This window comes from Streptomyces sp. NPDC096136 (assembly GCF_044763325.1).
Classification (GTDB): domain Bacteria; phylum Actinomycetota; class Actinomycetes; order Streptomycetales; family Streptomycetaceae; genus Streptomyces.
In genome coordinates, this window is the sequence record NZ_JBIWFZ010000009.1 from 1 (window position 1) to 21,157 (window position 21,157).

General features: G+C 75.3%; 18 protein-coding genes and 1 tRNA gene. 10 read left to right on the plus strand and 9 right to left on the minus strand.

What is annotated here, in order from left to right; translation table 11 throughout:
• Positions 1–130: 130 nt before the first annotated feature.
• The 3 genes from ACIRBY_RS19865 to ACIRBY_RS19875 all read right to left on the minus strand — a co-directional run bounded on the left by ACIRBY_RS19865 (position 131) and on the right by ACIRBY_RS19875 (position 4,041).
• Entirely contained in the window at positions 131–1,426 is a 1,296-nt protein-coding gene (locus tag ACIRBY_RS19865; RefSeq protein ID WP_403902053.1) for a hypothetical protein, read from the minus strand.
• Between the two features lie 224 nt (positions 1,427–1,650).
• Positions 1,651–2,901, minus strand: a complete 1,251-nt coding sequence (locus ACIRBY_RS19870; RefSeq protein ID WP_403902055.1) for a S8 family peptidase — start codon at positions 2,899–2,901, stop codon at positions 1,651–1,653.
• A 438-nt stretch (positions 2,902–3,339) separates the two neighbouring features.
• On the minus strand, positions 3,340–4,041 hold the full coding sequence (locus tag ACIRBY_RS19875; RefSeq protein WP_403902057.1) for a 4'-phosphopantetheinyl transferase family protein: 702 nt from the start codon (positions 4,039–4,041) through the stop codon (positions 3,340–3,342).
• Positions 4,042–4,123: 82 nt separating this feature from the next.
• On the opposite strand from ACIRBY_RS19875, the gene ACIRBY_RS19880 reads away from it, so the two are divergent.
• Entirely contained in the window at positions 4,124–4,894 is a 771-nt protein-coding gene (locus tag ACIRBY_RS19880) for an alpha/beta fold hydrolase (protein WP_403902059.1), read from the plus strand.
• Between the two features lie 4 nt (positions 4,895–4,898).
• Here the strand turns inward: ACIRBY_RS19880 and ACIRBY_RS19885 are convergent, their stop codons facing one another.
• Positions 4,899–5,441 carry a hypothetical protein gene (locus ACIRBY_RS19885; RefSeq protein ID WP_403902061.1) on the minus strand — a complete coding sequence of 181 codons (543 nt, stop codon included), beginning with the start codon at positions 5,439–5,441 and terminating at the stop codon, positions 4,899–4,901.
• 345 nt (positions 5,442–5,786) lie between these two features.
• A tRNA-Arg gene (locus tag ACIRBY_RS19890) sits at positions 5,787–5,859 on the minus strand.
• Positions 5,860–6,181: 322 nt separating this feature from the next.
• Here ACIRBY_RS19890 and ACIRBY_RS19895 point away from each other — a divergent pair.
• The 5 genes from ACIRBY_RS19895 to ACIRBY_RS19915 all read left to right on the plus strand — a co-directional run bounded on the left by ACIRBY_RS19895 (position 6,182) and on the right by ACIRBY_RS19915 (position 13,450).
• Positions 6,182–7,801, plus strand: coding sequence for a dynamin family protein (locus ACIRBY_RS19895; RefSeq protein ID WP_403902063.1), 1,620 nt, complete (start codon positions 6,182–6,184; stop codon positions 7,799–7,801).
• Between the two features lie 4 nt (positions 7,802–7,805).
• The gene (locus ACIRBY_RS19900) at positions 7,806–9,851 is read left to right on the plus strand and encodes a GTPase (RefSeq protein WP_403902065.1); all 2,046 of its coding nucleotides are present in this window, start codon (positions 7,806–7,808) and stop codon (positions 9,849–9,851) included.
• Between the two features lie 101 nt (positions 9,852–9,952).
• Positions 9,953–10,360 carry a single-stranded DNA-binding protein gene (locus ACIRBY_RS19905; protein ID WP_403902067.1) on the plus strand — a complete coding sequence of 136 codons (408 nt, stop codon included), beginning with the start codon at positions 9,953–9,955 and terminating at the stop codon, positions 10,358–10,360.
• Positions 10,361–10,548: 188 nt separating this feature from the next.
• Positions 10,549–11,847, plus strand: a complete 1,299-nt coding sequence (locus ACIRBY_RS19910) for a TQXA domain-containing protein (RefSeq protein ID WP_403902069.1) — start codon at positions 10,549–10,551, stop codon at positions 11,845–11,847.
• Positions 11,848–11,896: 49 nt separating this feature from the next.
• Positions 11,897–13,450 carry a bifunctional phosphatase PAP2/diacylglycerol kinase family protein gene (locus ACIRBY_RS19915; RefSeq protein ID WP_403902071.1) on the plus strand — a complete coding sequence of 518 codons (1,554 nt, stop codon included), beginning with the start codon at positions 11,897–11,899 and terminating at the stop codon, positions 13,448–13,450.
• Positions 13,451–13,452: 2 nt separating this feature from the next.
• On the opposite strand, the gene ACIRBY_RS19920 is transcribed toward ACIRBY_RS19915, so the two are convergent.
• A complete protein-coding gene (locus tag ACIRBY_RS19920) occupies positions 13,453–14,013 on the minus strand; it encodes a hypothetical protein (RefSeq protein ID WP_403902072.1) in 561 nt (186 codons plus the stop codon).
• Positions 14,014–14,216: 203 nt separating this feature from the next.
• Here ACIRBY_RS19920 and ettA point away from each other — a divergent pair, with 203 nt between their 5' ends.
• Genes ettA through ACIRBY_RS19935 form a run of 3 tightly spaced genes read left to right on the plus strand, consistent with a single transcriptional unit; the run spans position 14,217 to position 17,095 of the window.
• Positions 14,217–15,881 carry an energy-dependent translational throttle protein EttA gene (ettA, locus tag ACIRBY_RS19925; RefSeq protein WP_366455982.1) on the plus strand — a complete coding sequence of 555 codons (1,665 nt, stop codon included), beginning with the start codon at positions 14,217–14,219 and terminating at the stop codon, positions 15,879–15,881.
• 9 nt (positions 15,882–15,890) lie between these two features.
• Positions 15,891–16,370 (plus strand): thioesterase family protein, encoded by a 480-nt coding sequence (locus ACIRBY_RS19930; RefSeq protein WP_366455983.1) that lies wholly within the window; start codon positions 15,891–15,893, stop codon positions 16,368–16,370.
• Positions 16,367–17,095 (plus strand): hypothetical protein, encoded by a 729-nt coding sequence (locus ACIRBY_RS19935; protein ID WP_403902074.1) that lies wholly within the window; start codon positions 16,367–16,369, stop codon positions 17,093–17,095. Before ACIRBY_RS19930 ends, ACIRBY_RS19935 begins: the two co-directional genes overlap by 4 nt.
• A gap of 49 nt (positions 17,096–17,144) precedes the next feature.
• Here the strand turns inward: ACIRBY_RS19935 and ACIRBY_RS19940 are convergent, their stop codons facing one another.
• Complete coding sequence (locus tag ACIRBY_RS19940) at positions 17,145–17,549, minus strand: globin (RefSeq protein ID WP_042818584.1); 405 nt, start codon at positions 17,547–17,549, stop codon at positions 17,145–17,147.
• A gap of 103 nt (positions 17,550–17,652) precedes the next feature.
• Here ACIRBY_RS19940 and ACIRBY_RS19945 point away from each other — a divergent pair, with 103 nt between their 5' ends.
• A complete protein-coding gene (locus tag ACIRBY_RS19945) occupies positions 17,653–18,705 on the plus strand; it encodes a methyltransferase domain-containing protein (RefSeq protein WP_403902076.1) in 1,053 nt (350 codons plus the stop codon).
• A gap of 12 nt (positions 18,706–18,717) precedes the next feature.
• Here the strand turns inward: ACIRBY_RS19945 and ACIRBY_RS19950 are convergent, their stop codons facing one another.
• Positions 18,718–19,746 carry an FHA domain-containing protein gene (locus ACIRBY_RS19950; protein ID WP_403902077.1) on the minus strand — a complete coding sequence of 343 codons (1,029 nt, stop codon included), beginning with the start codon at positions 19,744–19,746 and terminating at the stop codon, positions 18,718–18,720.
• A gap of 16 nt (positions 19,747–19,762) precedes the next feature.
• On the minus strand, positions 19,763–21,088 hold the full coding sequence (locus ACIRBY_RS19955) for a VWA domain-containing protein (protein ID WP_403902079.1): 1,326 nt from the start codon (positions 21,086–21,088) through the stop codon (positions 19,763–19,765).
• Positions 21,089–21,157: the final 69 nt, after the last annotated feature.

Genomic DNA, 21,157 nt, shown 5'->3' on the forward strand with positions numbered 1-21,157 from the left:
GGGGGGGGGGGGGGGCCGGGCGGGGGGGGGGGGGGGGGGGGGGGGGTTTGGCCGGGGGGGGGGGGGGGGGGGGGGGGGGGGGGGGGGGGGGGGGGGGGCCCCCCACCACCCCGGGGCTGCGGTGGCGGGATCAGGCGATCGAGAAGGTCACGACCGACTGGTAGGTGTCGGCGAACATGAACGGCGGCAGCTGGAGCATCGCCGCGCCGCCCACGGCGAACTCGCCGCCGGTCAGCTCGTCACCGCCGGCCGCCTGCGAGGCGACCTTCATCGGGGTCTCCGTGATCGCGCCGGGCGCGCCCGCGGTGCAGGTGCTGGGGCTGTCCGGGTTGGTCACGGTGCAGGACGGCTGGATGCCGATCTGCGCCTTGGCCATGGCGTGGCCGGTCGTCTGGTTCAGGAACGGCGTACGGGTCGCCGTGACGTCCCAGCCGAGGGTGCCGCCGCGGAAGTCCTGGACGGTCGCGGCGTTGAACGCGCCGAACACCGACTGGGCCTTGCCGTTGATGGTCACCGAGCCGAAGCTGACGGCGGGCTGGCCGTCCTTCGGGCCGAGGGCCAGCGGCCCGGGCAGCACCTCGACGTCCACCGGGTTCTTCACGCCGGCCTGCTCCTCGACGAACACGAAGGGCTTGGCCGGTGGGACCGAGCCGTCGATCCTGATGGCGTCGGCCTTCTTCGTGACGGTGATGTTGCAGGTGGCGGCGCCGGAGGCGTCGGCCGTGCCGGTGCCGGTGTCACCGGTGGCCGCGCCCGCGAGGAGGGCGGAGCAGGTGACGGGGCCGGCCGGGAAGTTGGCTCCGGCGGCGACGACGGCGGTGCCCGCCTTGCCGCTGTTGGGCGTCAGCCGGGTGGTGACCGGGTCCTTCGGCAGGGCCTCGACGGCGATCGAGCCGACGGCGCCGCTGGGGCGCGGGTCCGGGGTGCAGGTCGTGGTGTAGACCGTGCCGCCGAGATCGGCGTCCGTGACCACCTGGTCGATGGTGATCTGGACCGTGGTGCCCTCGCTGCCGTCCGGGATCTTGACCGTGCCGGAGAAGGCGGGCGGGTCGGACTTCTTGCCGGCTTCCTGGTGGCTGGGGACGGCGGGGCCGGTGACCGTCTGGGCGACCCCTCCGACGAGCAGCTTCGCCTTGATGGTGTTGACCGTGTCGATGGTGAACATCGGGACGACCGGCGTCTCGCCCGGGTCGATGGTGATCGGTACGGTCTCACCCGCCTTGGCGGTGTCCGGGACGGTGACCGTGTAGTCCTGGGTGCCGTTGGCGCCCGGCTGCGGGGCCGGGGCGACGCACTTCACGGGCACGGGGGTGGTCTTGGTCGCGGCCTGCGCCGGTCCCGTCAGGGCCACGACGCCGCCCGTCAGGGCCAGGGACAGGGCGCCCGCCCCGGCCAGCACTCTTCGTTTGAGGGTTCTCGAACTCACTGGGTCGCGACTCCTTCGTCATGGCGAACGAACCCCTCCCCCCACCCGCTGTGTGGGGGAGGCCGAGCCGGTGCGGATGGCCGTCATTGACGCGTCGCGGTGTCGAGAAGTCAATGGATTGCCCGGGTCCGAAGCACACAGACATTGATGTCCCATCAGGCCCGGTCTGATGGGACATCGGATACCGGCCGGTCGGTGAAGCGCTTCCGGCCGGGCGGGGCGGGTCAGCCCGCCGAGGGGACCTGGAGGAGGAGGCTCGGGGTGCCGGCGGGCAGGCCGGTGATCAGGTCGGGGGCGGCGTCCCGGAGCAGGGCCGCGCGGACCTGTTCGGGGCTGTGGGCCGTGCCGCCTGCCAGGACCAGCGCTGCGGCGCCCGCGACGTGCGGGGCGGCCATGGAGGTGCCGGTGGCCCGCGCGAGCGCGGTCGTGGAGCCCTTCCAGGCGGAGACGACCGCCACGCCCGGGGCCGAGAGGTCCACGCAGGGGCCGTGGTCGGAGAAGGAGGGGTGGTGGTCGGCGGCATCGGTGGCGGCGACCGTGAGGGCCTGCGGGACGTTGGACGGGGAGCCCGAGCAGGCGTCGCGGCCCTCGTTGCCGGCGGCCACGGTGACGGTGATCCCGTAGGCGGCGGCGCGGATGACCGCCGCGTCCATGGAGTGGCTGCGGGAGCCGCCCAGGCTCATGTTGGCGACGGCGGGGCGCAGCGGCAGACCGCCGCGCGTGGCGTCCTTCACCATCCAGTCGAGGCCGCGCAGGATGTGCGACAGCCGTGCGTCGCCCCGGCAGTCGGCCACCTTCACCCCGACGAGGGAGACCCCCTTGGCGACCCCGTAGGTGGCCCCGCCGACGGTCGCCGCGACGTGCGTGCCGTGGCCGTTGCAGTCGGCGGAGCCCTCGGTCCACAGCGCGTTGTAGCCGCTGCGGGCCCGGCCGCCGAACTCCTGGTGGAGGGTGTTGATCCCGGTGTCGACCACGTAGACCGTGACGCCCTCGCCGGTGGCGGGGTACGTGTACGAGCCGTCGAGCGGCAGCGTGCGCTGGTCGAGGCGGTCGAGGTGCCAGGGCGCCTGCGGCTGGTTCCCGGGGACGGCGGCCGGGGGCCGCTCGGGGGCGGGGGGCCGGCCGGGCCGCCGGTCGGGGATCCGCTCGGCGGTGTCGGAGATCCGGTACACCGTGTCGGGTTCGACGGAGGCCACGCGGGGGTCGGCGGCGAGCGCCGCGGCGCGGGCCGCGGTGGTGCGTACGGCGAAGCCGTCGAGGGCCGTGTCGTAGACCGCGTCGACCCGGTCGCCCGCCCGAGCCGCCTCGGCGGCCAGGGCGCGGGCCGGGGCGCGGGTGGTGGCGTCCTTGAGGACGACGACGTACGGGGCGGTGGGCGCGTCGGCGCCGTCGGCGTGCGCGGCGGGGTGCGGCGGCAGGACGGTGGCCGCCGCCAGCAGGGCGGCGGCCGGGAGGAGCGTGGTCATCGCGGTCATGCGCCCGATGCTCGGCCCGCCCGCGCGGCCCCGCGCGGAGGGTGCGCCGACTGGCCGCACGACACGCCGCCAGGACGGGCGCGGCGAGTCGGCACCACGGGGCGCGGGGCTGCGGGGGGCACGGGGGCGTGCCGCCACGGTCGCGTGGCGTCGGGCCCGGCGGTGGGGGCGGGGTCGCGGGGCTGCGGCGCCGCCGTGGTGCCTGCTCGCCGCCCGCGTGGCGTCGGGCCTGGTGGTGGGGGCGGGGTTGCGGCGGCGCGGCGCGGGGCTGCGGGGGCGCGCCACCGCGGTGGTGCCCGCCCCCCTCCGCGTGGCGTCGGGCCCGGCGGTGGGGGCGGGGTCGCGGGGCTGCGGCGGCGCGGGGCTGCGGCGCCGCCGGGATGGTGCCCGCTCGCCGCCCGTGTGGCGTCGGGCCCGGTGGCCGGGGTGGTCCGGGCGTCAGAGTGTGCGGACGACCAGGGCGGCGGCGTAGCCGGGTGGGGCCGGGAGGTCGCGCAGGGTCCAGCCCGGCACCGTGGCGGGGGCGGCGGCCGCGCCCACGTAGGGCTCGACCAAGCCCTCGGCGAGGCCCGTGCCGGTGGCCTTGAGGAAGGCCTCCTTGCGGGACCAGACGCGGGCCAGCGCGGCCCGGCGCCCGTCCTCCGGGAGGGCGGTGACCTCGGCCGTCTCCGCCGGGTGCAGGCTGCTCAGGACGTCGGCCACCGCCCCCGCGCTCGGCAGCCCCTCGACGTCCACGCCCACCGGTACGCCGGCGAAGGCGAAGTACGCCAGGCCGTCGCTGTGGGAGAGCGAGAAGTGCACCCCGCCCCCGGCCACCGCGGGCCGGCCGTGCGGGCCGCCGCAGCTCGGGCAGTCCTCCCGGACGAACCGCACCTCCCCGGGCGCCGTCCCCAGGTAGCCGCCGAGCAGCACCCGCAGCCCCAGGTGCGAGGCCAGGTAGGTGCGCCGGTCGCCGGGCCGCAGCAACCGGGCCGCCCGCCTGCGCTCGTCGGCGTCCAGCAGCTCCGCCGCCCCGCCGGCGTCGTATCCGCCGATCACCTCGCGCGTGGTGTCCAGCGACCACACCGCCGCGCTGGAGCCCGTCGGCAGGTCCCCGAGCCGGGGTGCCGACCCGCCGAGTTGGTTCAGTTCCTCGATCACCTCACGAGAGTAGTCCGGGCAGTTGGCCTCCCGGTTAACCTCGTGCCCGATCAACTGTGGACGACTCAGGGGGAAACACACCGTGCACCATGCCGTCGTGACGCCGGAAGGCGACCGGATCCGTTGGGTCGAGCTCCCGGGGGAGGAGCCGGCCCGCGTCTACCTGCACGGGCTCGGCTCCACCGCGCCCGCCTACTTCGCGGCGAGCGCCGTGCACCCCCGGCTGGCCGGGCGGCGCTCGCTGCTGCTCGACTTCCTCGGACACGGGCACAGCGACCGCCCCGAGACGTTCCCGTACACCCTGGAGGCGCACGCGGACACCGTGGCGCGGGCACTCGCCGCCGCCGGCGTGGACGCCGCCGAGGTGATCGCCCACAGCATGGGCGGCGCGGTGGCCATCGTGCTGGCCGCCAGGCACCCGCACCTGGTCTCCCGCCTCGTCCTGGTCGACGCCAACCTGGACCCCTCGCCGCCCGCACCGGGCACGGCGGGCAGCAGCGGCATCGCCTCCTACACGGAGGAGGAGTTCCTGGCCGGCGGCTGGGCCGAGGTCCGCGACCGGGTCGGTGACCACTGGTGGTCGACCATGCGGCTGGCCGGCCGCACCGGCCTGTACCGCAGTGCCGTGAACCTCGCCGCGGGCACGACGCCCACCATGCGGGAGCTGCTGCTGGAGCTGGAGGTCCCGCGCAGCTTCCTGCACCCGGAGGCGGACGGATCCCCTTCCGGGGCCGAGGACCTGGAGGCCGCCGGGGTCGCCGTCGTCCCCGTACCGCAGTGCGGGCACAACATCATGCTCGACAACCCCGAAGGCTTCGCCCGGGCCGCGGCCGAGGCGCTCGCGCGGGACTGACCCGTCAGCGGCGTACGGCCGGGACGGCCCCCGGCTGGGGGACGGCCGGGACGCCCTGCGGTATTCGCGACCCCGGGGAGGGCGTCCCGTCGGTCCAGGCGTAGACCTTCCTGCCGCGCACCGACACCTGGTACTGGTAGCGGTCCCGGCACTCGGGCCGCTCCTCGGCCCGGGTGTCGCGCGGCCACCAGCGGGCGCCCAGCCGGGGGCCGCCCGCCTTCTTCGGGGTCTCGGCGGCGCACTGCGGTCCGTCGAGCGGCGTCCTGCCGAGGGTGAACCGGATGAGCCGGGCCTTGCCGTCGGTGCGGGCCTGTATGCGGATGTCGGTGGCGTCCCTCGGCATCCAGCTGGGCAGTGCGAGGGTCCGGTCCCCGCGGGTGTGCGCCTCGGCGACGCCGGCGGTGGCGAAGTGCCGGCCCTTCTCCTTGAAGAACCGGTCGTTGAGGGCGTTGCTGACCGGGTTGGGCGGGAGGTTGGGCAGGGCGAAGGCGGCGGTGGCGAGGGCTCCCACGATGGCGGCGGCGATCACGAGCGGACGGCGGTTCATGCCTACAAGTGTTCGTGCCGGTGGGCGTTCGCGCGTCCCTCCCCGGTACGAACCTCGGCTCTGCCGCAAGTCGCATACGGAGTCATACCTGAGGGTGGTTCCCGGTGCGGTCGGCCCGCCGCGGGCACGAACACCCGTGCCCGGACCGCGTCGTGGGAGCGGACCCGGTCAACTCCCGCCCCGACGGCGGCCTTCGCTCCCGGTCCGGCCCCGGCGCGCCGGCCCGCCCGTCCGGGCGACGGCCGTTTTGCGCCTGCAAGGATCCGGTCGGGTGATTTTCCGCCAGTGGTGGACGGCGTTCCCCGGGGCGCCCGCGCAGGGCCCCTCGGGGAGGAGGAGGAAGAGTGCCCCCGGCAGGACTCGAACCTGCGGCCAAGCGCTTAGAAGGCGCCTGCTCTATCCGCTGAGCTACGGGGGCCGGTGGTGACCGTGTTGGCCTGGAGCCCCTTGAGGGGGGTGGGACTGCGGTCCGTGCCGGGTCAAGGATAGGGCTCCGGTTGCCTTGTCCCGGTTGCTTCGCTGGCGTGCCACGTTGTGGAGGTTCGGTGAAGCGGTCCCGATAATCGCAGGCAGGTGCGATTCTCGCACCGCTTTTGCGCCGCGGCGGCCTGGGTGTTGTGCACTCGTTATGCCTGCGTCCCACTCGTCCTCCGTGTCCATGATGTCCCCGTGGAGTCGCGGTCGGCGCGCAGAGGGCGTATAAGCTTCAAAAATGGTCCCAAATTGGGCATTCTTCGCATGTGGTGACCTTGGATGTTCGGCCTCAGCTGCTCGATGCCCTGTCCGCCCTGCGCGACCGGGTCGCGTCCGTGCGTCTGCCGCTGCCCCTGCCCGGCGCCCCGCGCGCCCGCCAGACCAGAGCCGAGCTGCTCGCGCAGCTCGACGACTACCTCGTCCCCCGGCTCAAGGCGCCCGAGGCGCCGATGCTCGCCGTCGTCGGCGGGTCCACCGGAGCCGGTAAGTCCACCCTCGTCAACTCCCTCGTCGGCCGCCAGGTCAGCGAGGCCGGAGTGCTGCGCCCCACCACCCGCACCCCGGTGCTCGTCTGCCACCCCGACGACCACCACTGGTTCGCCGGGATGCGGATCCTCCCCGACCTCATGCGCGTGTGGGCGCCCCAGGGCGAGGACGACCTGCTCCCCGTACGGAAGGGCCGCCCGCCCGGAGCGCACCGCGGCCCCACCACCCGCGAACTGCGGATCGAGACCGTCTCCACCCTCCCGCGAGGACTCGCCCTCCTCGACGCCCCGGACATCGACTCCCTCGTCGTCGAGAACCGGACCCTCGCCGCCCAGCTGATCTGCGCCGCCGACGTCTGGGTCATGGTCACCACCGCCTCGCGGTACGCCGACGCCATCCCCTGGCACCTGCTGCGCACCGCCAAGCAGTACAACGCCACCCTGATCACCGTCCTCGACCGGGTCCCGCACCAGGTGCTCGCCGAGGTCTCGCGCCAGTACGGGGCCCTGCTCAACCGGGCCGGACTGGGCGACGTACCGCGGTTCACGGTGCCGGAGCTGCCCGAGTCGGCCGGGGGCGGCGGTCTGCTGCCGGCCAGCGCCGTCGCACCGCTGCTCGCCTGGCTCGGCCACCACGTCCAGGACCCCGCCGCCCGCCAGTACGCCGTCGGCCGGACCGCGCTCGGCGCCCTCGACTCCCTCCGGCGCCGCATGCCGGAACTCGCCTCCGCCGTCGCCGCCCAGCACGCCGCGGCCGTCCGGCTGACCTCGGCCGTCGAGGACGCGTACCGCAGGGAGGGCAAACGGGTGCAGGGCCGCCTCGACAGCGGCGCCGTCCTCGCCGGGGACGCCCTCACCCGCTGGCGCGGCTACCCCCTCGACACCAGTGCCGACGAACTGCTCGACTCCCTCGCGGAATCCCTCGCGGCGCTGCTCCAGTGCGCCGTCGCCGCCGCCGACGAGCGCATCGCCGACGTCTGGCGCCGCGAGCCGGCCGCCGGGGCGGTACCGCTGCCCGGGCCCGACCGGGAGGCGGCGGAACGTATCGGCATGGCCGTACGGCGCTGGCGGCGCGTGCTGGAGGAACTCGCCGAGGAGGAGGTCGCGAAGCTCGACAAGCAGCCCGCGCCCGACCCCGACGGCATCGCCGCCCTCCTGGTCGCCGCCCTCCTCGGCGGCAAACGGGCCCGTCCGGCGGGGGAGAAGCTCGCCGAGCGGATGGGCGTCCAGGCCGCCGTGCGCCTGCGCGACCGGGGCGGGGAGGCGGTCAGCGACCACCTCGACCAGATCCTGCGCGCCGAACGGGACCGCCGGCTCGCACCGCTCCAGGCGCTCGAAGTGACCCCGGAACCACAGGCCGAACTGATCGCGGCGCTGTCCCTACTGCAGAAGGAGAGGTGACGGGGTGACCGCCTTGACCGACCGCGATCAGGCCGGAGACCGCGACCACGTCCGCGACCAGGCCGGGGACGGGGTGCGCGTCCGCGGCCGGGCCGCCCGCCGCAACGCCGAACCGGCCGCCGGCCACCCGGACGGCGCCCCGGACGGCCGTACGGGCGACCGGGCCGCCGACCGCGCGGCCGACCGCTGGGACGACGGGTTCATCGCCCGCTCGCGCCACCGGACCACCCGCAAGGGCGGCTTCGGCAGGGGCCGCTCGCGCGGCGCCGGGGAGGAACTCCCGGCCGAGGAACTCGACGAGGAGCCGGACGCGGGCGAGGAGGCCCTCGTCCGCGCCGTCTCCGGCGCCGGGAGCGACGGCGGCAAGTCCCCCGCACCCCCGCTCAGCCCCGAGGCCCAGGCCCTGCGCACCCGCCTCGACGCACTCCGCCAGCTGGTCGGGCTCTCCCGCACCCGCCTCGACGGCAAGACCCTCGCCGAGGCCGGCCGGGTCCTCGACGAGGCGGCCGCGCGCCGGGGCCTGTCCGCGCAGCACACGGTCGTCGCCGTCGCCGGAGCCACCGGAAGCGGCAAGTCCACGCTCTTCAACGCACTCGCCGGAGTGCAGATCTCCGAGACCGGGCTGCGCCGTCCGACCACCGCCGCGCCGATCGCCTGCAGCTGGTCGGACGGGGCCGCCGGACTGCTGGACCGGCTGGAGATCCCCGGACGGCTGCGGCGCCGGCCTCGCGAGACCCCCGAGGCCGAGGCCCTGCGCGGGATGGTCCTCGTCGACCTGCCCGACCTGGACTCGGCGCTCGGCGTGCACCGCGAGCACGTCGACCGCGTGCTGGCGCTCGTCGACGCCGTCGTCTGGGTCGTGGACCCGGAGAAGTACGCGGACGCCGTCCTGCACGAGCGGTACCTGCGGCCGCTGGCCGGACACGCGGAGGTGACGTTCGTCGTGCTGAACCAGGTCGACCGGCTGCCCGGCGAGGCCGCCGACCTCGTCCTGGACGACCTGCGCCGACTCCTGGACGAGGACGGCATCGCGCTCGGCGAGCACGGCGAGCCCGGTGCCACCGTCCTCGGGCTGTCCGCCCTGACGGGTGAAGGGGTCGGGGAACTGCGCGAGCTCCTCGGACAGTTCACCCAGGAGAAGGGCGCCGCGACCCGGCGGATCGCCGCCGACGTCGACCGGGCCGCCGCCCGCCTGCGCCCGCTGTACGTCGCCGATGGGCCCAACGGCCCCTCCGGGCCGGAGATCGGCGAGGCGGCGCGCGCCGAGTTCGAGGACCGGCTCGCCGAAGCGGTCGGGGCGTACGCGGCCGGCCTCGCAGCCGAACGGGCCTGGCGGCGCAACGCCGGCAAGGCCTGCGGGACCCCCTGGCTGCGGCTGTGGCGCTGGTACGAGAACCGGCGCGCCCCCCGCACGCTGGCCGGGCTGTCCGCCCTGGCGGTGATCGGCCGCTCCTCGACGGCGGCCCCCGCGCCGGTCGAGGAGGAGGTGACCGCCCGCCAGCGGGTGGAGCAGGCCGTGCGGACCGTCGCGGACGAGGCGGTCGTCGGACTGCCCGAGCCCTGGGCGCAGGCCGTGCGGGAGACCGCCGTACGCGGGGCCGCCCGGCTGCCGGAGGCGCTGGACGAGCTGGCGGTGACCCTCGGCGCCCCCGCCCCGGTGCCCGGCACGAAACCGCCCCGGCCCGCCTGGTGGCCGGCTGCGGTACTGGCCCAGGCCGCCATGACGCTGGTGCAGATCTTCGGCGGGCTGTGGCTGGTCGGGCAGATCGCCGGGGTCCTGGAGCCGAGGCTGCTGCCGCCCGTGCTGTTCATGGTGGCGGGCATCATCGGCGGGCCGCTGGTGGAGTGGGCCTGTTCGCTCGCGGCCCGGGGGCCGGCCCGCCGGTACGGGCAGGACGCCGAGCGGCGGCTGCGGCAGGCCGCGGCGGGCTGCGGGCGGGCCAGGGTGCTGGAGCCGGTGGCCGCGGAGCTGCTGCGCTACCGGGAGGTGCGGGAGCAGTACGCGACCGTCTCCGCAGGGGGGACGAGGTTGTCCACAACCCGCCAGTAGTCCACAGGCCGGAGCGGCGGGTCGGGGGCCCGGGCCAGCATGGTCGTACCTCGCGCGGACGGTCCGCGCGAGCCGTACGGAACGCGGGGAGGGCGGCCGGGATGAACGACACCCTGGTGACGCTGGTGGGGCACGTGGCGACGCAGATCGACTTCAAGGAGACGGCGACCGGCCCGTCGGCGAGGTTCCGTTTCGCGGTGACCCCGCGGTACCTCGACCGGCGGACCGACGCCTGGACGGACGGCACCACCAGCTTCTACACCGTGTGGGCGCGACGGGTACTGGCAGTGAACCTGGCCAGCTCCGTCTCGGTCGGGGAACCACTGGTGGTGCACGGGAGGTTGAGGGTCCGGGAGGGGCCGCCGGACGGCGACGGGGTCCGCTGGTTCTCCGCGGACATCGACGCCTTCGCCGTCGGACACGACCTCAACCGCGGAACTGCGGCCTTCCGCAGGGTGGTCAAAACGGAGACCCCGCTGATGGGCCCTCAGAAGGCGGCGGTGGTCTGAGTGTTCGATGAGGCTAGGATTCCCCGGTACTCACGGGCACCTGGGTCTTTGGCCCGAAGGGGAAGACTGTGTCGATTGCTGTTCCCGCGTCCTGCGCGTCCTTCGAGTCCCACACCGCGTCCACGGACGGACCGGCCTCCGCCCCGGCGGCTGCCGGAGCCGCCGCACCGGCGGTTCCGCTTCCCGGCGTGCACGCCGCTTCCGGCGCTCCCGCGGGACCCGTTCCCGACTCCCGTCCCGGCTCCGGCGCGGGTGCCGCCGGGGCCGGGTCCGCTCCCGCCGCCGCGGGCGGCGCGGCGCGGGGCTCCGCGCGGCGGCCGCTGGCGGTGGCCCTGCTGGCCGCGGCCCTCACCGCCGCCCCGGGCGCCCGGGCCTGGGCCGAGTCCGGCCCGGCGGTGGCGAGCGCGGCGGCCGGAGGGGCGAGCGCCGTGCTCGACGGCCTGAAGACCTACGGCCAGGCGGTCCTGCGCGCCGGGGACGGCTCGGTCCGGCAGATCCCCGCCGGGCTGTACGAGATGCGGGTCAACGGCGGCGGCATGCTCCAGACGTACGGCGTCGGTGTCGCCGGCAACGCGCAGCCCCAGGCCCGGTTCACCGAGAGCGGCTGGGGCGGCATCCCCGTCACCGGGAACACCGAGGCCGGCGGCCGGATCCGCTGGGTGCTGGAGCACTCCTACCCGCAGCACAACGACCTGGCCGGACTGGCGAAGGCGGCCGGAGCCGGGGCGCTGACGGCCGAGAGCGCCGCCGCCGGGACCCAGGTGGCGATCTGGCGGCTCGCGGACGGGGCCCAGGTCGAGGCCACCGACCAGGCGGCCGAGAAGCTGGCCGACTACCTCCAGCGGGAGGCGGGCCGGCTGCCGGAGCCGCCGGCCTCGCTCGGGCTGGACCCCGGCCGGGTGACCGGAACGGTGACGGGGCCCGCCGGCACCCGCCTCGGCCCGGTGACCGTGCGCACGGGGGCGCAGAGCGTGACCGTCACCCCCGACGCGGCCGCCGTGGCCCTGGGCGTGCGGGTGGTCGACGCCGACGGGCAGCCCGTGGGCTCCGCGGCCAACGGCAGCCGGCTGTACTTCGAGGTGCCCGCCGGCACCCCGGACGGGACGGCCTCGGTCATCGTCCAGGGCTCGACGAAGGTGCCGGTAGGGCGCGTCTTCACCAGCGGGATCCCGGCCGAGGCGCAGGTCGTGGCCGGCTCCAGCGAGTCGGCGGCCGCCGCCACCGCCACGGCGGTCTGGCCGCAGCCGCCCGCCGGACCGGCCGGGAAGGTGGGCACGCTGGCGGGCAGCGCCGAGGTGGCCCCGGCCCCCGACGCCATCACGGAGACGCAGTCTCCGGAGGAGGAGCGGCTGGCCGTCAGCGGGAGCTCCGCCGCCACCCCGGTGATCGCCGCCCTGGCGGTGGGGCTGGTGGTGCTGGGCGGAATGGTGGTCCTGATGGTGCGCAGGCGTCCGTTGGAAGGGGAGGAGGGGGAGAGGGAGGGCTGAACGAGCGGTGGGGTGCTTCATCCCGCCGGGGCCCGGGTAAGGGCGTGAAATGGCAGATCGGGATCAGCAACTGACCTGGCGGGGCACCGCCGCGCAATGGGACCGGCGGCTGTTCGACGCCGTGGCCCGGCGGCACTGGCCCGCGGCCGAGCGGGCGCTGCCCGCGCTCGGGCGGGCAGCGAACCACGGGGTGCTGTGGGGCGGGATCGCGGTGGCGCTCACCGCCCTCGGCACGCCGCGCACCCGCAAGGCGGCGCTGCGGGGGGCGGCCTCGCTCGCGCTGGCCTCCGCGACCGTCAACACCGTCGGGAAGTGGACCGTGCGGCGGCCCCGGCCCCTGCTGGAGGGGGTGCCCCCGGTGCGGCAGCCGGCCGTGCCGCCCTGGACCACCTCCTTCCCGTCCGGTCACTCCGCCTCGGCCTTCGCCTTCACGGCCGGGCTGGCGCTGGAGTCCCCGGCGTGGGGGGCCGTGGTGGCACCCCTGGCCGCGTCGGTGGCCTTCTCCCGCGTCTACACCGGGGTGCACTATCCGTCCGACGTGGCGGCGGGCGCGCTGCTCGGGGTCGCGGCCGGGTTCGCCGTCCGCGGGCTCGCGCGGGGCGTGCAGCAGGCGCGGGCCGTCCCGGGTGACGAGCGGCCCGCGGCCGGGGTGCCGGCGCTGCCCGACGGGGCCGGGCTGACGGTGGTGGTGAACACCGGCGCGGGAACGGTCGGCGCCCAGGTGCTCGACGTCCTGAGGGAGCGGCTGCCGCGGGCGGAGGTCGTGGAGTGCGGGGGCGACGCCCTGGAGGCGGAGCTGGCCGCGGCCGCGGACCGGGCGGCCGTGCTCGGGGTGTGCGGGGGCGACGGCACGGTCAACGCCGCCGCGACCGCCGCCCTGCGGGCCGGGGTGCCGCTGGCGGTGTTCCCGGGCGGCACCCTGAACCACTTCGCCCTCGACCTCGGCCTCGTCGGCCCGGAGGACACCTGCCGGGCCGTCGCCGAGGGCCAGGCGGTCCGTGTGGCGGTCGGCCGCTTCACCCCGGCCGCCGGCGCGGCTGCGGACTCCGGACCGGGGGCCGGGAGCGGGCCGAGCGGGCCGGCCGGGGGTACGGGAGGCGGTCGGGGGGAGGGCGGGTACTTCCTCAACACCTTCAGCTTCGGCGTCTACCCCGAGCTGCTGCGCCACCGGCTGCGCTGGGCCCCGCGGATCGGGGGCGGGCCCGCCGCGCTCGCGGCCGCCTGGCGGGTGCTGCGCGCCGAGCGCCCCGTACGGCTGACGCTGGCCGGGCGGCCCCGGAGCGCCTGGCTGCTCTTCGCCGGCAACGGCACCTACCACGGCTCCGGCCCCACCCCCCGCCGCCGCGACGGCCTCGGCGAGGGCCTGCTCGACCTGCGCCTCGTCCACGGCGGCGGCCGGCCCGGCCCCCGCCTCCTCGCCGCCGCCCTCGCCGGACCGCTGACCCGCTCACCGGCCCACGTGGCCGTCCGCGTGCGCCGCCTGCACGTCTCCGACATCCCGCCCGGCACCCCCTTCGCCTACGACGGCGAATACGCCCAGGCCCCGCCCGCCCTCGTCCTCGACACCCTCCCCGACGCCCTCCCCGTCTACCGCCCCCGCTGACCTCAGGGCCCTGCCGGGCCCGGATCCACCCCCAGGTCCGCCCGCATGGCGGTCCGCATCCCCATCCACTGGTCGTTCGCCCGCAGCAGCATCACCCGTATCTCCTCGAACGTCCCGTCCGCCCTGGGGACGCCCTCGTGCAGGCGCATGACCCGGTCGTACGCGTGGGCGAGGGTCTGCGCCATGGAGTCCAGCTCGGCCAGGACGGTGTCGGAGGAGGCCATCTGGGCCTCGGCGAAGGAGGCGTGCATCGAGTGCCGCGCGTCCTCCAGCGCCGCCCGCGCCTCCGGGGTGACCTCCCCCTTGTGGACCCGCCACAGGTGGTTCATCAGCTCGACCCGGTACCGCCGGTAGTCGGAGTTCGCCGCCACGTAGCACGCGCGCCGCTTGTCCAGCTCGGCGACGCGCCGCTCGCGCGCCCACTGGGCGTCGGCCGCCCGCTCCTGCCGCTCGAACTGGTCCGACTGCGCCCGTGACAGCAGGCGCTGCGACAGGACCGGGGCGAGGAGGGTCCCCGCCACGGCGACCGTCGTACCGGCGAGCGCGATCAGGGTGCTCTCCATTGCCGCTGCTTCCTCCGGTGGGTGCGTCGGGACCGTGACCTGGCGCCATCCTGCCGCCCGTGCGCGCCGCCCGCGGGGGAATTCCCTCCCCGGGGGAGCCGGGCCCAGATCAGGGCCCTGACCATTCGCGTTTCCCCCAGGGGATGGACGTACGGCAGTATGGGGTGTATCTGCCCACCCATCGATCTGCCGGACGGTTTCTCTTGGCTGAGTTCATCTACACCATGCGCAAGACGCGCAAGGCGCACGGCGACAAGGTGATCCTCGACGACGTCTTCCTGAACTTCCTGCCCGGAGCGAAGATCGGCGTGGTCGGCCCGAACGGCGCCGGCAAGTCCACCGTTCTGAAGATCATGGCGGGCATCGAGCAGCCGTCCAACGGCGACGCCTTCCTGTCGCCCGGCTACACGGTCGGCATCCTCATGCAGGAGCCCAAGCTCGACGAGTCCAAGACGGTCCTCGAGAACGTCGAGGACGGCGTCGGCGAGATCAAGACCAAGCTCAACCGGTTCAACGCGATCGCCGAGGAAATGGCGACGAACTACACCGACGAGCTGATGGAGGAGATGGGCAAGCTCCAGGACGACCTGGACCACGCCAACGCGTGGGACCTCGACGCCCAGCTGGAGCAGGCCATGGACGCCCTGGGCTGCCCGCCCGGCGACTGGCCCGTCACCAACCTCTCCGGTGGTGAGAAGCGCCGCGTGGCCCTCTGCAAGCTGTTGCTGGAGGCCCCCGACCTGCTGCTCCTCGACGAGCCCACCAACCACCTCGACGCCGAGTCCGTGAACTGGCTGGAGCAGCACCTGGCCCAGTACAAGGGCGCCGTCGTGGCCGTCACCCACGACCGCTACTTCCTCGACAACGTCGCCGAGTGGATCCTCGAACTCGACCGCGGCCGCGCGCACCCCTACGAGGGCAACTACTCCACCTACCTGGAGAAGAAGGCCGAGCGCCTCAAGGTCGAGGGCAAGAAGGACGAGAAGCGCGCCAAGCGCCTCAAGGAAGAGCTGGAGTGGGTCCGCTCCAACGCCAAGGGCCGTCAGGCCAAGTCCAAGGCCCGTCTCGCGCGCTACGAGGAGATGGCGGCCGAGGCCGACAAGATGCGGAAGCTGGACTTCGAGGAGATCCAGATCCCGCCGGGCCCGCGCCTGGGCTCGATCGTCGTCGAGGTCAACAACCTCACCAAGGCCTTCGGTGACAAGGTCCTCATCGACGACCTGTCCTTCACGCTGCCGCGCAACGGCATCGTCGGCGTCATCGGTCCGAACGGCGCGGGCAAGACCACGCTGTTCAAGATGATCCAGGGCCTGGAGACCCCGGACTCCGGCGACATCAAGGTCGGCGAGACCGTCAAGATCTCCTACGTCGACCAGGGCCGCGCCAACATCGACCCCAAGAAGACCCTCTGGGCGGTCGTGTCGGACGAGCTGGACTACATCAACGTCGGCAACGTCGAGATGCCGTCCCGCGCGTACGTCAGCGCCTTCGGGTTCAAGGGCCCGGACCAGCAGAAGCCGGCCGGCGTGCTCTCCGGCGGTGAGCGCAACCGCCTGAACCTCGCGCTCACCCTCAAGCAGGGCGGCAACCTGCTGCTCCTCGACGAGCCCACCAACGACCTCGACGTCGAGACCCTGGGCTCGCTGGAGAACGCGCTGCTGGAGTTCCCCGGTGCGGCCGTGGTCGTCTCCCACGACCGCTGGTTCCTGGACCGCGTCGCCACGCACATCCTGGCGTACGAGGGCGACTCGAAGTGGTTCTGGTTCGAGGGCAACTTCGAGTCCTACGAGAAGAACAAGGTCGAGCGGCTCGGCCCGGACGCCACCCGTCCGCACCGCGCCACCTACAAGAAGCTCACCCGGGGCTAGGTCGCGCACATGGCCAGACACCACTACCGGTGCCCCCTCCGCTGGGCGGACATGGACGCCTTCGGGCACGTCAACAACGTGGTCTTCCTCCGCTACCTGGAGGAGGCGCGCATCGACTTCATGTTCCGCCTGGCGCCGGGGGAGGGCAGTGAGTCCTTCACGGGCGGCTCCGTCGTGGCCCGTCACGAGATCGACTACAAGCTGCCCCTCGTGCACCGGCACGAGCCGGTGCTGATCGAGTCCTGGGTCACCCGGATAGGCGCCGCGTCCCTGACCATCCGCTACGAGGTCAAGGACGAGGCGACCGAGGACGCGCCCGAGACGGTCTACGTCCGGGCCGAGACGGTCGTCGTGCCCTACAACCTCGCCGAGGGGCGGCCCCGCCGCATCACCGACGAGGAGCGGGTCTTCCTCCAGGAGTACCTGGAGGAGCCCGTCGGCCGTGTCACCGGACGCCCCGGCGGCGCGGAAGGGCGCCTCGCGGCATGACCGATCAGCTGCACTTCGCCGACTCCGGGGAGGCGGCGGACCTCGCCGCCTTCCTGGGCCGGCTGGTGCACTACGACCGCGCCGCCGCGGTCCGCCTGCAGGCGCGGGCGGGCGGCGGCGCGCTCGCCGTCTTCGGGCGGCCCCCGTCCTTCGAGGTCCTGGCCGTCCGCGCGGTGCGCCTCGCCGCGCCCCTCGCGACGCCGCTGGACGTCACCGTGTCCGCGGGCGAGCTGCTGGAGTCCGTCGACGAGACCGGCGCCGGGGCCCGGGTGCCGGGCGCCGTCACCGGCCCGCCCTGGACGGGCGTCCTGCCGCCCCAGGGCGGCTGGCGGCCCGTGCCCGGACTGCCCCGCCCAGAGGCGGTGCGGGCGGTCCTGGCCGCTGCCGTCGCCGAGTTCCGGGCCCGGGACGAGGCCCTGCCCCCGCAGCACCGGACCCGCTCCGAGCGCGACCGCATCGGCCGCGAGATCTGGTCGCGGACGCTCGGCGACACCGAGCTCCCGCTGCGCGCCGCGCACGCCGCCCAGTCCCTGGGCTTCCTGCGGCCCGTCCGCGCCACCGTGCCGGCCCCCGCGTCCGCGGGCGCCCCCGGCGCGCCCGCCCCCGTGGCGCTGTTCGCCTCCGGCGGGTGGCTCCGGCTGAGCACCCCGTACGGATCGGTCGCGACCCGGACGCCCGGCCCCGGCGGCGGTGGCCTCGGCGCCCTCCAGGTCCGACCGCTCTGAGGCCCCGCAGCCCCTCCCGGGGCCGCGGGCGCCCCGCCCCGCGGGCCGGCTAGCCCGCCGTGTTGATCATCGAGGCGGCCGCGTAGGTCAGGTACCGCCACAGCTGCGCCTCGTGCTCCGGTGCCAGGCCCAGCTCGTCCAGCGCCTCCCGCATGTGCTTCAGCCACGCGTCGTGCGCCGCCGAGTCCACCTGGAACGGGGCGTGCCGCATGCGCAGGCGCGGGTGCCCGCGGTTCTCGCTGTACGTGCCCGGGCCGCCCCAGTACTGCATCAGGAACAGCGCGAACCGCTCCTCGGCGGGCCCGAGGTCCCCCTCCGGGTACATCGGACGCAGCAGCGGGTCTTCCGCGACACCCTGGTAGAAGCGGTGGACCAGGCGACGGAAGGTCGCCTCGCCGCCCACCTGCTCGAAGAAGGTGGTCTCCTGGACGTTGCTCTGCGGATCGTCATTCACCCGACCATCGTCTCAGACGCCCGGACGGAGGACCCCGGTCCTAGGACCGCTCTGCGGCGGCGGAGGGCTCGCACGAGGCGGCCGCCCGCCGCACAGTGGAGACATGGGCACGGGAGGCAGGCGCGCGCACGCGGCACACACCGCACACACCGCGCGGGAACCCCAGGAGCCGGCTCGCGATCTGCGGGAGATCGCGCACGCCGCCCAGGTGCGCGAGCTCACGGCCGCCGGGGCGCTGGAGGACCCGGCCTGGCGGGCCGCCTTCGCGGCCGTGCCCCGGCACCTCTTCGTGCCGTACTTCTGGACCGGCCGCGGCGCCGGCCACGAGCGGCTGTGGGCCGAGGACCCGGACCCCGAGCGCCGGGCCCGCTGGCTGCGCGGGGTCTACACCGACGGCCCGCTCGCGACCCGGCTGCGCGACGGCGAGCTGCTCTCCTCCAGCAGCCAGCCCTCCCTGATGGCGAGGATGCTGGAGGCCCTCGACGTCCGCGACGGGGACGACGTGCTGGAGATCGGCGCGGGCACCGGCTACAACGCCGCCCTGCTCTGCCACCGGCTCGGCGAGGAGCACGTCACCACCGTGGACCTGGACGAGGAGATCACCGAGTCGGCGCGGGCGCACCTGGCGCTGCTGGGCTACCGGCCCGCCGTCGTCACCGGCGACGGGGCGCGCGGCTGCCCCTCCCGCGCCCCCTTCGACCGGATCCTGGTGACCTGCACCCTGCCGCTGATCCCGCACGCCTGGCTCGGCCAGTGCCGGCCTGGGGCGCGGATCCTGGCCCCCCTGTCGACCGGGCTGATCGCGCTCACGGTCCACGACGCCGACTTCGCGGAGGGCCGCTTCCTGCACACCTCCGCCTACTTCGTCCCGCTGCGCGGGGCCACGGCCGGGCCGCCGCCGCCCGGCGCCGGAGGGCCGCTGCACGGGGTCCCGTACGAGCTGGTGGAGAACGAGCGCCTCCAGTTCCTGCTGATCCTGACCGCGGGCGTACTGCGCCCCCGGGAGGCGCTGGACCTGTGGCGCGGCGAGGGCAGACCGCCGCGCGAGCGGTTCGGCGTCACGGTCACCCGCGAGGGGCAGTGGGCCTGGCTCGACGACCCCCAGGGACCCTACGTGTGGCCCCTGGGGGAGGCCGCCGGAACGGCGGAGGGCTAGCCGGCCGACCGCTCAGCCGCGCCGGATGGTGATGGTGGTCCAGGCGCCCAGGTGGACCCGGTCGCCGTCGGCGAGGGGGACCGGGACGTAGGGCTGGATCGGCTCCTCGCCCATGTTGACGGTGGTGCCGTTGGTCGAGTTCTGGTCCACCACGGCCCAGGTGAGGTCCGGCTGCTGCACGAGCACCGCGTGGCTGTGCGAGACGCCCGGGTCCTCCGGCGGCACCGAGAGGTCGACGTCCGGGGACTCGCCCGTCGAGGCGCGGCGCCGGCCGATGGTGATCTGGCCGCCCGAGAGCGGAAGGTGCAGCTCCGGGGAGTAGGCGGGCAGGTTGAGCCCGGCCGCCTCGGGGCCGCTGCGCCGCATCATCGCCATGAAGTACGCGCGGTCGGGGCCGATCGTCGCCGTCCAGGAGGTGCTGACCTGCTGCTCCGGGACGGGGTGCGGCGGGTAGTCGGGCCGGGCGGCGGGCTCCGACGGGGCGTACTCGGGCGGAGCGGGCGGCGGGGCCGGTGCCGCCACCGGCGGGGCGGGCGGCTCCGGGGCGGCGGGCGGCGGCAGCAGCCAGTCGTCCTCGGCCTGGAGCGGCTCGGCCGGCCGGTTGACCCGGGAGGGCCGGGAGCCCTGGTAGTCGAAGTGGTCCTGGGAGTACACCGGCTGCGGGGGGAGCGGCGGCGGGGGCGGCGGGGTCCCGGCGCCTGCCGGGCCCGCGACGGGCTGCGCACCCGTACCGGCCGGGGCCGCGTCCGGGACGGGCGGCGGGGTGTACGGGGTCGCCGCCCGCGTCAGGAAGTTGTACCGGCACTCCTCGCAGAACGGGGCCATGGCCTCGCGCGGCGTCCGGCACTGCGGGCACAGCTCCGCCTGGGCGGTCGGCTCACCGGTGGTGGGAGGGAAGCCGTAGCCGTAGGAGGGCGCCGGAGGGGGGCTCGTCGGGGCGGCCATACGGTGGCCGCAGACCTCGCACCAGTCGTCGGAGGCGGACTGGTGCCCGTTCGGGCAGGTCGGCATCGCGGCGCTTCCCCCTTCTCCCTGCGGCATCGCGGCAGGCTTCTTGTCAGGTCTTCTTCACTCGGACGGTCTGTGTCGAACGCGTTTCAAGGGTCATCTCGTCGGCATCGGCGACCTTGGCTTTCAGGCGCACAGTACCCGCCGCCGCGTCCACCACATCCACCACCTTGGCCAGCAGCCTGGCGGTGTCGGCGTTCCCGGAGACGCTCGCCAACTGCACGGCACGCCCGAGTTTGGCCGTGGCGCCGTCGACATCGCCCATTTTGCGGGCCTCCAGGCCCTGTTGGATAGCCTGCGCGAGCTCCGCCTGTCCCGTGTAGTGCGCCACCTGCGGACTGATCGCGGTCGACGCGGCGAGGTCGTTCGTCCACACCGCCCGGACCAGCCCCTGGGCGAGCGGGGGCCGCGGCTCGCCGTCCGGGCCCGGCAGGACGAGCGAGGCGCGGGCGGCCAGCATCTCCTGGCCCACCGAGGCGTCCGGCACCCGTACGCACACGTGGTAGTCGCGGGACTCGTCGCCCCAGGAGCCCGTCGGGTAGTCCCCGGCGCGGGGGCCCGCCTCGGTACGGCGGCCCGTGAGGTCCTGGACGGACGGCGAGACCTGCTTGACGTACCGGATCTCCGCCCCGACCGGGGTCCAGACGCGCAGCGCGACGTCCGCGACCTCCTTGCCCATGGCCTTCTCCATCATGAGCGTGAAGTCCTCGGCGAGGTGGGCCGGATCGGCGACGATGTCGGCGGAGCCGAGCAGGGCGCTCGCGATCCCCGTCACCTCCTTGACCTCCCAGTCGGTGCCCACCCCGCGCGCGTCGCAGGTGAAGCGGCCCGCGCAGGCGTCGAGGACGGCGCGCAGCGCGGCCGGGTCCTCGTGCTCGTTGCGGCCGTCGGTGAGCAGGATGCCGTGCCGGATGGAGGCCCGGGACCGGCGCAGCAGGCCGTCGGCCAGCCGCAGCCAGGTGCCGATGGCGGTACCGCCGCCGGCGCTCAGGCCGCGCAGGGCCTCCTTGGCCCCGGCGCGGGTGGCCGGGTCGGCGGTGGCGAGGAGGCCCTGGCCGGGGTAGACCTCGCGGGCCTCGTGGGTCCCGGCGATCACGGCGAAGGCCGTGCCGTCGCGCAGGGTGTCGATCGCGGCGGCGGTGGCCTCGCGGGCGCCGCGCATCTTCTCCGGCGGGTACTCCATCGAGCCGGAGCAGTCGACCATGATCACGACGGCCGCGTCCCGGCCGAGCGCCCGCGCGGAGGTGGCGGTGGCGCCGCCGGTGGAGGTGACCGTCACGATGGCGTGCACGTCCCGCCCGCCCTCGGGGAGGAACTCGTTCTGGTACACCTCCACGCTGAAGCGCGGGGCGCGCGGCTTGGCGAAGTTCGCCATCGGGGTGACTCCTCGGGGGCTGTCGGGGCGGGCGGACCGGCGCCCGTGGCGCGGCTCGGGCGGTGGCGC

What these genes read in the sequence shown, in the direction of transcription:
- ACIRBY_RS19870 (WP_403902055.1), bottom strand. Translation starts at nt 2,901, where the DNA reads ATGACCGCGATGACCACGCTCCTCCCGGCCGCCGCCCTGCTGGCGGCG.
- ACIRBY_RS19885 (WP_403902061.1), bottom strand. Translation starts at nt 5,441, where the DNA reads ATGAACCGCCGTCCGCTCGTGATCGCCGCCGCCATCGTGGGAGCCCTC.
- ACIRBY_RS19905 (WP_403902067.1), top strand. Translation starts at nt 9,953, where the DNA reads ATGAACGACACCCTGGTGACGCTGGTGGGGCACGTGGCGACGCAGATC.
- ACIRBY_RS19915 (WP_403902071.1), top strand. Translation starts at nt 11,897, where the DNA reads ATGGCAGATCGGGATCAGCAACTGACCTGGCGGGGCACCGCCGCGCAA.
- ACIRBY_RS19920 (WP_403902072.1), bottom strand. Translation starts at nt 14,013, where the DNA reads ATGGAGAGCACCCTGATCGCGCTCGCCGGTACGACGGTCGCCGTGGCG.
- ACIRBY_RS19930 (WP_366455983.1), top strand. Translation starts at nt 15,891, where the DNA reads ATGGCCAGACACCACTACCGGTGCCCCCTCCGCTGGGCGGACATGGAC.
- ACIRBY_RS19935 (WP_403902074.1), top strand. Translation starts at nt 16,367, where the DNA reads ATGACCGATCAGCTGCACTTCGCCGACTCCGGGGAGGCGGCGGACCTC.
- ACIRBY_RS19945 (WP_403902076.1), top strand. Translation starts at nt 17,653, where the DNA reads ATGGGCACGGGAGGCAGGCGCGCGCACGCGGCACACACCGCACACACC.
- ACIRBY_RS19950 (WP_403902077.1), bottom strand. Translation starts at nt 19,746, where the DNA reads ATGCCGCAGGGAGAAGGGGGAAGCGCCGCGATGCCGACCTGCCCGAAC.
- ACIRBY_RS19955 (WP_403902079.1), bottom strand. Translation starts at nt 21,088, where the DNA reads ATGGCGAACTTCGCCAAGCCGCGCGCCCCGCGCTTCAGCGTGGAGGTG.